This window comes from Mycoplasma hafezii, from assembly GCF_049942695.1.
Taxonomy (GTDB): Bacteria; Bacillota_I; Bacilli_A; order Mycoplasmatales; family Metamycoplasmataceae; genus Mycoplasmopsis; species Mycoplasmopsis hafezii.
This window is the reverse complement of sequence record NZ_CP187940.1, coordinates 147,793-164,374: the sequence shown is the minus strand read 5'-3', so window position 1 is coordinate 164,374 and position 16,582 is coordinate 147,793. Positions and strand designations below refer to the sequence as shown.

The 16,582-nt window shown below is 28.6% G+C and carries 8 protein-coding genes; 7 read left to right on the top strand and 1 reads right to left on the bottom strand.

What is annotated here, in order from left to right; translation table 4 throughout:
- Nucleotides 1-94: 94 nt before the first annotated feature.
- Entirely contained in the window at nucleotides 95-2,383 is a 2,289-nt protein-coding gene (locus ACPYPZ_RS00505; RefSeq protein ID WP_426461381.1) for a hypothetical protein, read from the top strand.
- A gap of 84 nt (nucleotides 2,384-2,467) precedes the next feature.
- On the opposite strand, the gene ACPYPZ_RS00500 is transcribed toward ACPYPZ_RS00505, so the two are convergent.
- Complete coding sequence (locus ACPYPZ_RS00500) at nucleotides 2,468-5,206, bottom strand: cation-translocating P-type ATPase (protein ID WP_426461380.1); 2,739 nt, start codon at nucleotides 5,204-5,206, stop codon at nucleotides 2,468-2,470.
- Nucleotides 5,207-5,367: 161 nt separating this feature from the next.
- Between ACPYPZ_RS00500 and ACPYPZ_RS00495 the strand changes: the two genes are divergently transcribed.
- From ACPYPZ_RS00495 to ACPYPZ_RS00470, 6 genes are all read left to right on the top strand, one after another.
- Complete coding sequence (locus ACPYPZ_RS00495) at nucleotides 5,368-8,151, top strand: hypothetical protein (protein WP_426461379.1); 2,784 nt, start codon at nucleotides 5,368-5,370, stop codon at nucleotides 8,149-8,151.
- 214 nt (nucleotides 8,152-8,365) lie between these two features.
- Complete coding sequence (locus tag ACPYPZ_RS00490) at nucleotides 8,366-10,057, top strand: hypothetical protein (RefSeq protein WP_426461378.1); 1,692 nt, start codon at nucleotides 8,366-8,368, stop codon at nucleotides 10,055-10,057.
- 181 nt (nucleotides 10,058-10,238) lie between these two features.
- Complete coding sequence (locus ACPYPZ_RS00485; protein WP_426461377.1) at nucleotides 10,239-11,981, top strand: hypothetical protein; 1,743 nt, start codon at nucleotides 10,239-10,241, stop codon at nucleotides 11,979-11,981.
- A 115-nt stretch (nucleotides 11,982-12,096) separates the two neighbouring features.
- Nucleotides 12,097-12,765, top strand: a complete 669-nt coding sequence (locus tag ACPYPZ_RS00480) for a winged helix-turn-helix domain-containing protein (RefSeq protein ID WP_426461376.1) — start codon at nucleotides 12,097-12,099, stop codon at nucleotides 12,763-12,765.
- Between the two features lie 147 nt (nucleotides 12,766-12,912).
- Entirely contained in the window at nucleotides 12,913-14,937 is a 2,025-nt protein-coding gene (locus ACPYPZ_RS00475; RefSeq protein ID WP_426461375.1) for an alpha-amylase family glycosyl hydrolase, read from the top strand.
- Between the two features lie 2 nt (nucleotides 14,938-14,939).
- Nucleotides 14,940-16,577 (top strand): alpha-amylase family glycosyl hydrolase, encoded by a 1,638-nt coding sequence (locus ACPYPZ_RS00470; protein WP_426461374.1) that lies wholly within the window; start codon nucleotides 14,940-14,942, stop codon nucleotides 16,575-16,577.
- Nucleotides 16,578-16,582 lie beyond the last annotated feature (5 nt).

Sequence of the window (16,582 nt, the reverse complement as noted above, 5' to 3'; positions counted from 1 at the left end):
TTCTACACCATTAGAAACTCAAATTAAAAATGGTAATGATACACTTGTTAAAAAACCATTAACAATTGATGAAATTAATAAACAATACAATGAATTGAAATTAGCAAATCAAAACACTGTAGATTTTATAAACGAACGCACTAAATTAGAAAAAGAATGAGCTGAGCTCCAATTACAAACTGCAACCGGTATGAACAAAAGATACCAAGAAGCATTGGAACAAGCACGAGCTAATGTTGAGACTGTAATAAACAACAAAGAATCATCACTTGAAGAGATAAAACAAGCAATAGATGAATACAAAATTAAACTAAGTGATGCAATTACAAATGCAGATCTTATTCAACAAGCTCGCAAGGCTAAAAAAGATAAAGAAGCAGAAATAGCTAATTATCCACAAATTACTTTCGAGCAAATTGTTCAAAACTATAATAATTTAGACAATGTGGCTAAACCTGCTTTTGATGACTACGAATCAAATGAAGATTTATTAAAAGATATTGAAAACATTAAAAACTATAAAATAGTTGTTTCACAACCCAAAGAAGAAACTAAACCTAACGAAAACACAGATTCTACAGGTGATAATCAAACTGGAGAAGAAACAAAACCATCAAATGACCATGAGCGACCAAAAGATGATAATGTAGATAACAAACCTGCACCAAAGCCAGAAGAGCCACAAGAACACCCTGTAATTACTAGAACAAAAAACATAATTAAAGCAACTGAAATTATCTTAGATAAATATGATGTTGATAATAAAGACAAAATAGAACCATTACTTGATAAATTAAAAGATTTATTAAATGAGCCAGACAATAAAATCAATGAAATCAAAGTAACAAGTGATGAATTACTTTCTGAAGATCGTGAATTCGCAGATAATTTTAATAAAAAAATTTCATCAACAACTTCTCACTTTTATAATGTATTTAAAAACTTTAGACTTTATGATGATAAATTCGCAGCCGGAAGAATGGTTTCATCATTTGTCCAAGTTCCGTTGCTTGGTTGAAATGATGAAAGAAATAAAACAATCACAGAGGAACTTAAAGCAATTAGTGAAAAATATTTAACAAATAAAAAACAACAGGAATCCTTAGATGCAAACAATGATAATGAATTTAACAAATCAGTCGACCGAGCATATAAAATATATTTAGATGATATTGCAGATCCTCAAATTCCTGGTATAAATAAACAAGCTGTTGATGATAAATATTTATCAATTATCTGAGAATCCGCTAAACTCCTTAGAGGATGAATTTTAAAAACATTTAATGAGTGATGACAATGATTACAAATCGCAAAAGAATATCTAACTCCTGCAGAATATATAGAAATGTTAGTTAAAACAACCTTGTATGGATTGGGTGCGGATACAAACACAGACAACTTATTATGAGAAAGTAACGATTTTTTTAACACAAAAACTGAAAAATTCGAACCAAATGATCATCTTTTTGTTATGCCTGATGAATATGCCTTTATGGTAAACAAAAGTGATCCTAACTTTGATCAAAAAGAATATAGCTATGAGTATCGTTCAAATGGTAATTGATGAGGTTTATGAGACACAGATTCCTGAGTTTACCGTTTTAATGATGGTATTATGCTATATAGCATTTTCCCATATATTTGAGGTGCACAACAATTTAATGATATAACCACATGAATTAACAACGACTCAATAAAACCAGATCTAAATACACCATATAGTTCAAAGGTTATGTTAGATAATTTTTTAACAAATAAAGAATATTTTAAACGTTTTTTAGACAGTAAAACACCTTGATATGGTGCAACAAACTATTATCCAACAAGCGAAGAACTATACAATCATATATTCACTTTCTCATTTAATTTTATGGCAAATTCCTTAGGACTTTTCAGTTCAATGCAAGTGGATGATCATTATAATGCTGCTTACATATTCCGTGATCTATTCAGAGAACGAACAGAATTATTTAATCAAAACTTTAAAATTGATGTTGATAACTACTTGAGCACTATTCGCGAACTAGATAACTTAATAAACTCTTTACCAAGTTTAGAACAAAATTATTTCAATCAAAACCTAATTAAACAAATTTCAACACTTGCACAAGTGGAAGACTTTTCTACAAATACACTTGATTTAGTAGAAAAATATAATTATTACAAACAAAATTTATTAGATACTAAAGAAGAAATAATAGTAAATGTTTATCCTGCACTTAAACAAATTGCTGATCAAAAAGTTAATACACCAGATACAAACCAAACTGCTAAAGACAGTATTAATGCAGCTTTACAAGAAGTAGAATCTAGTTTAGCATCAGATAATACTTATAATAAAATTCAAGCTATTTCAGCACTAGTTAAGTCATTAATGTTTTAATGAAAGTCCCAACAATTTGGGACTTTTTTCTTTCTAATAAATACTTAATTAAAAAATCCTAGCATTCGCTAGGATCATATCTAATTATTTTTTGTATCTTAAAACTTCTTTTCAATTATAGTTAATTGCGGCTTTTCTAATTTCTTCAACACCAAGCAAGAAGAAACCAAATAAGATTGGAACAATTCAATATCCATGATTAAATTGTTCAGCAGAAATTGAATAAATATTTGCCATTGTAAACATAGAGTTTAAGCCTGGTATAAACGCAACTGCAAGCACTAAAACAAGTGAAGATAAAGTAGCAAGATATACTCATTTATATTTAATTGGGTTGCATTTGAAGATATTATATTTGCTCATTAAGTTAAGAGAGTTGATACTTGCTCCAATTCCTAATGTTGTAAAACATGCAAATGCTGTAAGTAAAACAAATTGTTCTCCAATAATACCATTTGCTTTTGCAATAAATCCAACAATTAAATATGAAAGTAAAGCAAATAATGATAACAATAAACTTTGAATAATTAATTTTTTACCCATACCACGAGAGAAAATACTTTCTTGTTTACTAAATGGTAAACGATTCATAACATCTTCATCAAGTGGAGTGATACCAAGAGCTATAGCAGGTAATCCATGAGTTAATAAATTAATTCATAATAATTGAGCAGCAGACAGAATAAAGAATTCTGCAGCACCAATTTGTTCTTTAAAAATAAATCTAAACGCAAATAAACCAATTAACATTACTATAATTTCAGTTAATGATGAAACTAATAAGTTTAAAATAACCGTTTTAATTCTGTCGAATGTTTCTCTTCCGTTTTTTACACCTTTAACAATAGTGCTAAAGTTATCATCAGTTAAAATTACATCAGCAGCTTGTTTTGAAACATCTGTTCCTGTAATTCCCATTGCACAACCTAAGTCAGCAGCTTTTAAGGCAGGGGCGTCATTTACACCATCACCAGTCATTGCTACCACTTTATTATGCGATTGTCATGCATTAACTATTCTTAATTTATCAGTCGGATTTACACGTGCATAAATTGAAATTACTTCAACTTTATCACGTAATTCATCATCGCTCATTTGAGCAAGTTCTTCACCAGAAACAATTAAGTCGCCCTCTTGATAAATTCCTAAATCACGACCAATTGCTTTTGCAGTAATTAAGTGATCACCAGTAATCATAACTGTTTTAATTCCTGCTGCTTTTGCTTCTAAAATACTTTGTTTAACTTCTGGACGTGGTGGATCAATCATACCTACTAATCCAATAAATGTTAAATCACGTTCATCATGTATGTCAATGTCTTTTTTGTACTCTGGTACGTTTTTAAACGCAACAGCAATTACTCTTAAAGCACTTTCACTTCATCTTTTAATTCTTTCATAGTCTTCAGGTGAAGCGTTTTTTGAACGACTTAAGATTACATCAGGTGCACCTTTTGTAATCATAAATTTCTTACCATTACCATTATCAACTAAAATTGACATCATTTTTCTATCACTATCAAAAGGTAATGAATAAACTTTTTTATTTGTACTAAAGAAATCTTCAGCACTATTATTATTTTTAATTCCGAAACGTAAAATTCCTGTTTCGGTTGGATCTCCAACTTCAACAAATTCATTATTTTCATTAACTGTTACACTTGCATCACAGCAAGCTACAAAAGCACTAAGTGCTTTAGAAGTTGATAAATCACCTTCTTTTTGTAAAGCATCATAGAACTTAACTACAGTCATTTTGTTTTGAGTTAAAGTTCCTGTTTTATCAGAACAAATTACATTAGTTGAACCGAATGTTTCAATTGCTGGAAATGACTTAACTACTACGTTTTCTTTAGTCATTTGTGCTACACCAATAGCTAATAATACTGTAGTGAAAGTGATTAAACCTTCAGGGATAGCAGCTACTGCTAAAGAAATACCAATAATTAATGCATCTGAGTACATTGAAGGGTTAGCTCATTGATCTTTATCAGCACCAAAAGCACCTGTTAATACAACTTGTAATACAAATGCGACAACTAATAAAACAATCCCTAAAATACCAAATAATTTACTTAATTTTCTAAGTTTAATTTGTAATGGCGTTAAGGTAACTGTTTGGTTTTGAATTAAAGTATTAATTTTTCCAATTTCAGTATCTTTTCCTGTTGCAACAACTTCAGCTAAAGCTTTACCATTTACAACATAAGTACCAGAAAAAATTTGATTTGTTTTTTCGGCGAGTGGAATAATTTCTTCATTTTTGAAATTTTTAACTTCTTTTTCAACTGGTGTACTTTCTCCAGTTAATGCTGATTCAACAACTTTTAATGAGAAAGCTTCAATTAAACGTGCATCTGCACAAATAGCATCACCAGCTTCTACTACTAATAAGTCACCAATTACAACTTCGTGTGTTGGAATTTGAATTAATTGTCCATCACGTATTACTTTAGCAGTTAATTCGTTTGTTTCTGCTAAAGCTTTGACTGCTTGATCGGACTTCACTTCTTGATAAGCTCCAAGAGCACTATTTAACGCAACCACAATTAGAATAATAAGTGGTTCCACGAAACTTACAGCTACTTCTATTTTAGAAATATTTCCGTGTGAAGAGATTACTTGATAAATTGCAACCATTAAAGAAATAAAAGCAGCAATTAAAAGTAGAATAATCATAAAGTCTTTAAATTGACTAAAATATATTTTTAAAAGACTTCTTTTTTCGACTGCTCTCAGTTCGTTTGGCCCATATTTAGCTAAACGTCTTTGTGCTTCTCCAGAAGTTAGACCAACAGTTGGATTCATTTGTCTTTCTTCCATTATTTTCCTTTCTAAATATTCTTTATTAATAAAATTAATTATATTAAATATATAGATTAATATTCAATTAATCTTAATAATAAGTTAGTTTTATGAGATTTCGCAGCTTCTAGCAATTTACCCGATACAAAAAGCATTAATTTAATATAATTAAAAACATTATGAAATATAAATTAAGAAAATATTTATTACTACCAGCAACTTTAACTGTTGGTATCGTACCTGCTCTTGCAATTAGTTGTAATGATGAAACCAAAACTATTAAAGTAGATTTTGCTCAACAACAATTAATGCTTCCAAACCGTGATGTTACTTTACAAGAATATAAATTAATTCAAGAAGTAAAAGTAAAACCAGAATTAGAAGCAACTTTAGCAGATACAATTAAGTTACTTGGAGATTTTCAAAAAGAAACAGAATTTAATGTGGCAGATGAAATCGATCAAGCAATGGGAAATACATTCTTTAATATTATTTATTTAAATATTAATTATCGAATTTTACAATCAGTTTTAGGATTTATGCCTAATTCACCTAAATTTGACGCTCAGTTTGCAAAAAATGCTATTGAACAAATGAGTAAGACAAACATCGCAGATTTAGATCAATTACTCACAACAATGCAAGGCAATCTTAAAAAAGAAGATTATAAACTTGAAGAACACGTTCAAGAAGTGCAAAAGCTTTTTATGCTTTATGTCCAATATTTATTAAAAGAAGTTCCAACTAAAAATTCATTAATTTTTAGTGCACTAGCTGGATTTATCGGAAATTCTATTCAAAACAATATGCAAATGGTTCAACATCAAATGAGTAATTACCCATTTGGTCAACAATTAGCAAATTCAATTATGGGTACTTTACAAAATGTTGGAGCCTCTGCAAAAGATTCAGAATTAGCACCTGTTAAAGCGATGATGCCTGAATATTTAAACTGATACAATAACATTTATACTCTTAAAACAGCATTTAGCCTAAATGATGAAATTAACACAATTTGAGACGCATTTAAAAATCAATCAGCAATCATCGATTTAAATAAAAAACTTACCAAACTTAAAGCTTTAGAAGAACAAGTTGTAAACCCTGAAGGAAAATTTGATTTAAGTTTAAATAATAAATTTTATGCATTAGCTAACGAAACAACACAAGAACTTAAAAGAAGTCTTGGTACATTAAACTTAGAAAATATTAACTTTGAAACTACACCTATTAAAATTAAGCTATCTACAACATTTAATGATGTTTATGAAACATATACAACTAAATTAAATGACGCTGCTACACATTTAAACCAAGCAATTTCTACAAAAGTATTACCAGCAATAGCTCAATGATTAACAGATTACAAAACTAAACACAACGATTATCCATTACAAGCTTATTTAGTGTTTTACCAAAACAAAATCCAAAATGATTTAAATGCTTTTGTTTCTGAAGTTAACTCAACCGAAATTAATTCATTTGAAAAATTACAAGAATTTTCACAAAACTTATTCAAAAATTACCAATTAAAATTCTTTAAATATTTAAGCTTCTTCTTAGAACAAGATTCAAAAATTGCTCAAGAAATCATTCCTCAAATTGGTGAAATAGGAAAAGTTGCTCAATCACTTAAAGAATTACAATTCTTTGGTAGTTCAACAACATTATTAGAAAAATATATCGCAAAATCAAATTCTAATTTATTTAGTGAATACGCTGCTAAATTTAACCAACTTGCACCTGAATTTAAACAATTATTTAATTCACAAGCACCAGAATTAACTGAAAGCATTTCAAAACAAATTAAATTATTAAACGATGCTTTAACTCCTGAATATTTAAAAGCAGCTCCTGGCGAATCACTGCTTCCAGGCTTTAGTTATGTTTTAGATACAAATAGTGCTGAAAGTTCAGAAATCACTAATAAAGATGGTTTATTTAAAGCATTAAATACACAATTAAGTAAATTAAAAGATGAACTTAAAAAAGCACAAGCAGAAAAAGAAAGCGATGAGCAAAAACACAAAGTTGAACAAATCAGCAATGCAATTGCTAACCTTGAAAAACAAATGCAATATACATCTGAAATTTATCCAACTAACTTAAATGATGACTTCTTATTACCAAGCAGTTTTGTTGGTTCAACCTATATTCCAGTAACTGTATCTAACTTAAACTTAAGTGGCGGAATTAACTTAATTAAATATACAGACAAAGAAAGTCTTAAAGCTTTAAAACCAAGTGTACAAACACAAATCTTAAACACATTTAAAAATGATAATTCTGCTAAATATCTAATTAACTTTGAATTACCATCTGCTTGATTTATGCCAAGTAATAACCAAAATCAGCCAGCAATTAACCCTAGTCAATACACTCCATTTGAAATTCTAAGCACATATAATCTTGACCAATTTTATGCATTGCTTGCATTCAATCAATTTGCAGCAACAGAAATTAAATTAGACAGTAAAGATAAAAATACAACAATTAATTTACAACTTACATATCAAAATGAATTAACTAAAAAATCATTACCAAGTGATTTAATTGCTATTTTACAAAACAATAATGCATTTGTTTTAAATTCACAAGAGCTTCCTGCTATTGGAATAATTTTTGCAATTTCAGAAAGTCAATATAACACATTAGCAAACTATTTAACCCTTTCTATTCCAAGCGGAGTTCAAACTACAAAATTATCTGATTTAGCAAATGAACAAGATAAAATCAAAGAATTAAAAGAACGTGCAAAATTACTTATTGACTTTATTAAGCAAGAAAAACTTGATATTAAACTTGAACAATTAGAAAAATTATTAACTGATGATAATGTTAAATTAACTGATTTAAAAACTGAATTTGATACAACTTACGAAGCAACACAAAAAGCAGTCGAAAATATCAATAATAACAAACCTCAAAATCTTGAAATGAAATTGACTTTTAATCAAAATTAATCAGCCGCATTTAGCACAACACTCTGATATTGAAATATTGGAGTGTTTTTTATAAAATTTTGTTAAACCATAAGTATGCTTAATTATTTATTCAACTCCTAATGTATAAATCTCAAATTATTAAAATCAAATTTTTGGTTTTTTAACTTTTTTACAGTACTTAAAATGCTGATAAACTTGTGATACGCAAACTAGAATTTAATACAATATAAATATGAAAAAGAAATCGCAATTATTACTTACCCTTCCACTTCTTGGTGGACTTGCTCTTTCAAGCAGTTGTGCATGACAACAAACTACACAAGTTAACCATTCAGTAAACATCAATGCAAGTTTATACAAAGTTGAAATTAAAGACGAAAAACTTAACCATATCGTGCAAAACATTTTACAAGGTTCACAAACATTATTTACTAATCTCTTAAATGACTTTGCAATTCAAGGAATTTTCGAATTATTTCAAAGTACCAATAAAGTGGATATTCAAATGCTTGATGAATTAGAACACAAAAACCCAAAAGTCTATTATGAACTACAAAACTACGCATTACAAAGTACTGCTGGTGCTCAAGCAAATGAATTTATTAAAGCTAATATTAGCACTACATTAGTTAAAAATCAACACGATGAATTTTTACTTTTCCAAGATACTGAAAAAATTATTGAACGTGTTAAAAAACAAGTTGAAATGTTATTAAAATACTCTCGTGCTAACGAACAACAAAGAACAAACTCTTGAAACCAGTTTGATGCATTTAAAGCAATTTTAAAGACTTTCAAAATTCAATTATTATTAAATAAACAATTGCTAATTTTTGATCAAGTGCATTCATCTATGCAAGCAGGTGATCAAGAATTAATTCAACAATTAAAAGATGAAGTTATCAAACAATTAAAATTAGTAAATAATACCCTACCAAATGGTTTTGCATACTTTAAAAACCTAAATACCACATTTAAACTATATGGCGATTTATTTAGCCAATATCAAAAATTTGACGCAAAATTCAATGAATTAGTTTTAACTAATTACTTACAAAGCAATAGTTCAAATAAAAAGTCAAACGAACTCGGAATAAGCATTTTTGATTTTAATCAAAAAACTGGTTTTAGCACCTACAACGGACTTGAAGTTGTTCCATTATTTCCAAACAATGATTTCTTTAAACAAACAACTGCAAAACAATTGCAAACAGCATTAACAAATAGTGGATATATTGAATACCAAAATCAATTCATTAACGATTTAGTTCCTCAACAAGCTATTGTGGTAAAAACCAATTTATACGGATTACCATTCATTTTAATGACTGTTTATGAAAAGCAAAACGAACAATTTAAAACTATTGAAAATAGCATTAATTCAAACAGTATTTCAAAAAGTCCATTAGCAAAGCAACATGATGTTTTAATTAAATTCTCATTAATTTCAGCACAACTAAAAAACACCGATGCAGTTTTAACAAAACTACAAAGCATTAAAAATCTACCAAAACCTTTTGTTTTAGCGTCTATCAACCCAATTACACTTGCAAAAGAACCTCAATTTGATTCTAATTTCGAAACAATGTTTTTAAATTTAGCTTATGCATATAAAGATGAATTTATTTCACCAATCAACAATTGAGACCAATATTTAGTGCAAAATAATTACGGAAAAATTGCTTTTGATAGTTCGAACCAAGTATTACAAACCAAAGTTGATTTATTTATCGGATTAAATAAAAAGCAATTTAATGATTTTATTAACAGCACTAAGGATACTAGCGACCCAAGCTCACATAGTGCTTGAAATAGAATTGAAAAAGAAAAATATCAAACAATTCTTAACCAAGCTGAATATCTTAAAAACTCATTCTCAGATTTAAAAGTTAAATCACTTGGAATTACAGTTAAATTTAGCTAAAAGTCCAAATAAACAACGTAAAACCACTAAAAAAGTGGTTTTTCTTATTTTGAATTTTTCTATTCTGCAAATAAAAATTTTTATTTTTTGCTATAATTAAGCAATAATTTTCACATTTTGCGACTAAAAATAAGACTTTTACAATCAGAGCAAAATGTTTAACAATTAATCAAGGAGAAATATGAAATTCAGAAATAAAATTAATTTATTACTTTTAGGTTCTCTTACTTCAGTAGCAGCACCTATTATCGGTTTATCTGCATCATGCGATAACACAGAGAAAAACCAAACAGAAAAAGAAACAAAAAACGAAGAAAAACAATCAAACACAGAAACTAAAGAAGATGTAACAAAAGTTGATGAAAAGCAAAAAGAAAAAACAGATGAATCAAAAAACGATGAAAAACCAGTATTATCAGTAAATTTAAGCGAAGACGCTCAAAAAGAATTAGCTAAAGCCGCTGATTTAGTAGCTAAATTTAATGATGTTGAATTTACAAATGATGCGGCTGAATTAGGTCAAAAAATGGCAGAATTTGGTGCAAAATTAGCTCAAGGAAATTTATCAGAAGCAGAAGCAAACCAAGAACTTGCTAACTTCCGTGTATTTATTGCAAAAATGAATAATAGATACGGAAAAGGAGCTTTATTACAAGCTTTAAAAGATAATCTTCAATACATTCAAGAGTGATATTTAAAAACACATTGATTTGGTAACCCTATTAAAGAACAAGCTATCAAAACTTTAAAAAATACAGATATTCAATTAAGAGACACAACAACACAAACAGCCAGTGCATTAAAATCTGTTTTAGAAACTAAAAAACTTTATCAAGAAGCAGAAGCAAAACTTAATTTATATCTTAATGTAATTAGTAACAGAGATAAATTAACCTTAATTATGAATCGTTTAGAACCTGTTGCTAAATCATTAACAGGTCAAGCAGCTACAGATGCTACAGAATTTATGAATAAATTCAAAGAACAAGTCGCTACACGTAAATTAGGTAAAAATTCAAAAGTTAAAATTTTATATAAAAACTCTGAAGCAGAAATGCAAGCAGCTCTTAAAAATATGAATGAATTATTAGAATTAGCTTCAACAAACATCTTACCTGCTTTAATTGATAATATTAAATTAAACGCAACTCTTGATTTAAAAGGTTGAAGATATCAATTTGGATGATACAACAAATACACAAACCTTCTTAAACAAGTAAAAGCAAGCACAGTAAATAAAAACTCTTCAACAGAAGAAATTTTAGAATTATTTAACTTAATTGCAAAAGCTAACGAAGTTAAACAAGATACTTACAACTTTATTTCACTACTTGCTGGACGTGGTTCAAGTGATAAAGCTAGTGCTAAATATGTAACATTAGACATTAATAAAAAAGATCATAACTCATACTTAAGACCAGGTGAAGTACTTGTGCAATTACCTGATGATAAAAACGATAGATTATCATACAACGATCCAAAGAAAAAAGCTCCTACTTTCGTAGGTTCACTTGCACCTGAATTACCAATTGCTTACCAAAATAATGAAAACTGAAACCAATATAATAAATTTAAAGATTTAAGAAACGCTGTTATTTCTTCATTATTCACTTTAAACACCGATCCAATTAATGGAAAACAAGTGTACTTAACAAAGGTAGAATTAGGTCAAACTGCATGATATAGAGCAGTAACTTGATTAATTAACTCAATTGACTTTGCAATTCAAACAGGTTTATTAAATGACGAAATCTACGAATACCTTTATGGAGAATTACCAGAAAAAATTACACTTAACACATCAACAACTATTGAAGTGCAAGACAGCATGTTCTCATACGTATATCTTACACACAATAGTTCAGCATTAAGTGGTGAAAAATCTAAAAAACCAGCAAAACCTAGTTTTTCTAAAGAAGTTTAATACCTAAATTTAGGTATTTTTCTTTAAATTCTTGTCTAACAACTTGATGGTTTAAGTTGTATAATTATAAAAATATAAAATGAATTTAAATACATTAAAGGAATATAATAAAGTTATGGATACAAAAAAAGAAAAAAATAAGACTACTCAAATTATCGAGTATTTAATGGACTTAATTCGCTCAGGTAAAATTCCAGTTAATAAAATTATGCCTAGCGAACACCAATTAATGCATAAATTTGATTGTTCTAGAAACATAGTAGTTGGAGCTTATCAACGATTATCTGCATTAGGAGCTGTATACTCAATTTCTAAACGTGGTCACTTTGTTGCTGAAAATTTTCACAACTTAATTAAACCAATTTCATTTTTATTTAAGGCAACAAGTGAAACAGGTGTAGAAAAAGCAGTGTCAGAATTACCACAATGAATGAACGAAAAGCACATCATTTTCCCAGCAGGATACAGAGTATTTGATAAAAAATACTTTAATGGAGATAAATTAATTACTGAAGGTGAAATCTTTTTATCAACCAAAGATATCGAGTGTGATGATGAAATTAATATGAATAAACCAATTATTGACTTTTTAATTTCTAAAAGTTTAGTAACTAATGTTGTTTATCAACTTGTTTTTGAAAAAGTTGAAAAATTCGGAATGAATCCTTCACTTGCAATTAGATTTTTTGGATATGATACTGAAAGTATTTGCATCGCTGGAAAATTCTATATCGACCCTGAATATTTCGAATTCTATCACCAAGAATTCTCATTAATCGGATAATAAAATAGCTTATTTTTAATCACTAATTTTTTAGTGATTTTTTTGTACTCTTATTTGATGTTTATACATGAATATTCAACATTGATGCATCAAGAAAATAACAAGTTTCAGCAACTAAAAAGTAAGAAAAATTATAATAATATAGCTATGAATTTAAAATATCAAACAGATCAATTTTTTAAAGATTTTGATAACGAATATTCCGAAATTAAAGACAAATTAGGAATTTTTTATCAAGGAGGCCAAATTTTTGTCAACCTATGACAACCACTAGCTAGATTAGTTAGTTTGGTAATTTATGATAAAAACGATCAAAATAAGAAAATTGATGAAATTTTACTATCAAAAGACAACAACATTTGAACCACTCAAATTAGCGATGATTTTGATGGTTATTACTACCAATTTAAAATTCACCATTTAAATGATGAAATAACATACGCTCTTGATCCATACGCATACAGTATGGCACCTTTTAATTGAGAAGGTGACGAAACTAAAGTAGGTAAAGCTGCTTTTGTTAATTTAGATTCAGCACTTGCTGGTGAGAAGCCTAAAGTTTTAATTACAAAAACTAATAACATTATGGATCCATACGTATACGAGTTACACGTTCGTGATTTTACTAGTTTATTAAACCCTAATGATTTCCAAAGCCGCTTAGGTACATTTAATGCATTAACTGAAGCTAAAATTTTTGACCACTTAAACGACTTAAACATTACACACTTACAACTGTTACCATTACAAGCTACTTATACAGTAAATGAATTTGAAACTAAAATTTATCACAAAGGTGAAGGGCAAAAATGATTAACAAACTATAACTGAGGTTATGACCCACATAATTACTTTACTATTAATGGTATTTATTCATCAAATCCAAGCGATCCATATGCTAGAATTAGAGAATTTCGTAATTTTGTAAATGAAGCTCACAAAAACAATATTGCAGTAATTGTCGATGTAGTTTATAACCATATGATGACTAACAATATTTTTGACAATATTTTAGATGGGTACTACTACCGTGATAATGCTAAAGTTACACCTGTTAATTTACCACCATTAGCTGATGAACGTGTAATGGTTCGAAGATTAATAATTGATTCTCTTAAACATTTAGTTACTGAATATGGAGTTGATGGTTTTAGATTTGATTTATCTTGTTTCTTACATAAAGAAACAATCGATGAAGTTCATAAAGAATTAATTAAAATTCATCCTAATATTGTGCTTCACGGTGAAGCTTGACCATTTAGTGATTTAGATTTTAATAAGTCTTACATTAAAGGAACAGTTGATAATAAACTTAATTTCGCTTACTTTAATGACACAATTAGAAACACTATTAAAGGTGGTGAAGAAGGAACCGATCAAGGATTAATTGTTAAGAATAATCCAGAATACTTTAATAATTACTTAATTTCAATTCTCGGAAACCGTAAAGATTTTAATTTTAAAAACCTACCACACGTGCAAACTCCATATGAATTATTTAGTAGTGATTTTGGAATGAATTTAGCTTACTCGCATTGTCATGACGGTATGACGCTTTGAGATCGCATTAATACTTCTAGTACAGACTTATCATTCCATGAACGTCTTGAAAGATATCGTCAAGGTGTGTTAATGAGTGTTGCAACATTTGGACGCCAATTTATGCTAGCTGGTACTGAATTATTACAATCTAAACCTATGGATATTTCAGGTATGGAAGAACATCGTGGATTTAAGTCAAACTACAAAGATGATTTTAATGAGTTACCAGATAATAACGAATACCAATCAAACTCATATAAAACAACCGATTATACTAACGGATTAAAATGAGAACATCTTAAAAACAAAGATGTTAAAAAATATGTTTATAACTTCGTAAAAGAGTTAAACAAATTTAGAAATGAAACCGTTTTCTTTAAAGCAAAAAATTTAGAAAAACTTGAAAACAAATTTAAATTCAAAGTAGTTGATGTTGAAAAAGGAATAATTATTTTTACAATCCAAAAAGGAACGGACAAAATTATTGTCGCACATAACTTTGGAGATAATGATTATGATTTTAAATTCAAAGATATATACAAAGTGTTATTTAATACAAAATTAGATAATAAATTAATTAACAATAAAAAACTCGCAAAACATTCTTCTGTAATTTTAATGAAAGGATAATAATGAAAACTGTAAAGTTAGAAGATAAAGTTTTATACCAAATTTTTCCACGTTCATTTTATGATGCAAACAACGATGGTGATGGTGATTTAAAAGGGATTACTGCGAAATTAGATTACTTAAAAGATTTAGGAATTGATGGTATTTGATTATGTCCTATTTACGATACAAACTTCGTAGATGCTGGTTATGATGTTTTAGATTACAAATCAGTATGAAAACAATTTGGAACAATCGAAGATTTTAAAGAATTAGCTACTGAAGCTAAAAAACGTGGGATAGACATTATTATGGACATCGTTTTAAACCACGTTTCAAACGAACACGAATGATTTAAAAAAGCTTGCGAAAGCAGAGATAATAAAGAACACAATTACTTCATTTGAAGAGATGAACTTAATGCAAACGAACAAAAAGCAATGAGTATTTTTGGTGGTAGTGCTTGAGAATTTGTTCCAAGCGTAAATAGATATTACTTCCACTTATTTGCTAAAGAACAAGTCGACTTAAACTGAGCTCACCCAGATACATGTAAAGCAATGGCTGAAGTTATTGATTTTTGATATAACTTAGGGGTTCGTGGATTTAGACTTGATGCTATTAAACACGTAGCTAAGACATTTGATAATACTGAAGGTAATCCAGCATTTGCTTGATGCGATGGTGCAGTAGAATACTTAAAAATGTTTAATGAATTAGCATTTAAAAATAAACCAGATGCTTTTACATTTGGAGAAGCAAGTGGCATTACTGCTGATGAACTTCAAAAATATGGATTAGGTGCTGACAAAGTTGCTGATAACTACTACAACTTCTCATGATGATGAATTGGATGAGGTAGACAAACAGGTAGAAATGGTTATGATGCTAATTGAGACTACAAAAACTTTGTTTATCAACAAAAACCATTCCAAGAAAATGAAAAAATCCCAGCTGGTTCATTTACAAACTTCCTTTCAAACCACGATACTTCAAGAAGCATCTCACGTTGAGGAAATGAAACATTATTCAGAAAACAAGCTGCTAAAACTCACGCATTATTAATGTTTACTCTTAAAGGTGTACCTTGTTTATACTACGGTGAAGAAATCGGTTTATTAAATAATATCTTTAATAAACGTAGTGAATTTAAAGATGTTGATATTTACAATGGATTTAGAGAATTAGTTGATGAAAAACATATTTATAGTGAAAGTGAAATGCTTTTATATTGCAACATTAACTCACGTGATGCAGGCCGTGCATTAATGCAATGAAATTCTAGCGTTAATGGCGGATTTAATAGTGGAGCTACACCTTGAATTAAAAATGGTAGATTTAAAGAAACAATCAATGTTGAAGAAGCTACAAAAGATCCAAACAGTATTTTAGCTTTCTACAAACAATTAATTAAATATAGAAAAGAAAACTATCACGATGTACTTGTTAAAGGAAGTTCAAAAATTGATGTTTTACCTGGTGGAGCTATTTTTGTAGAAAGAACATTCAACAACGAAAGAATGTGCGCTTACATCAATATGACCGATAAAGAATTAACAGTCGATGTTGAACTTGGAGAACAAATTTTATCAACTTACGAAGATGCAAAAATCGTAAGTAAAAAACTTAGACCATATGAGTCAGTTTTAATTAAAAATTAAGAGGT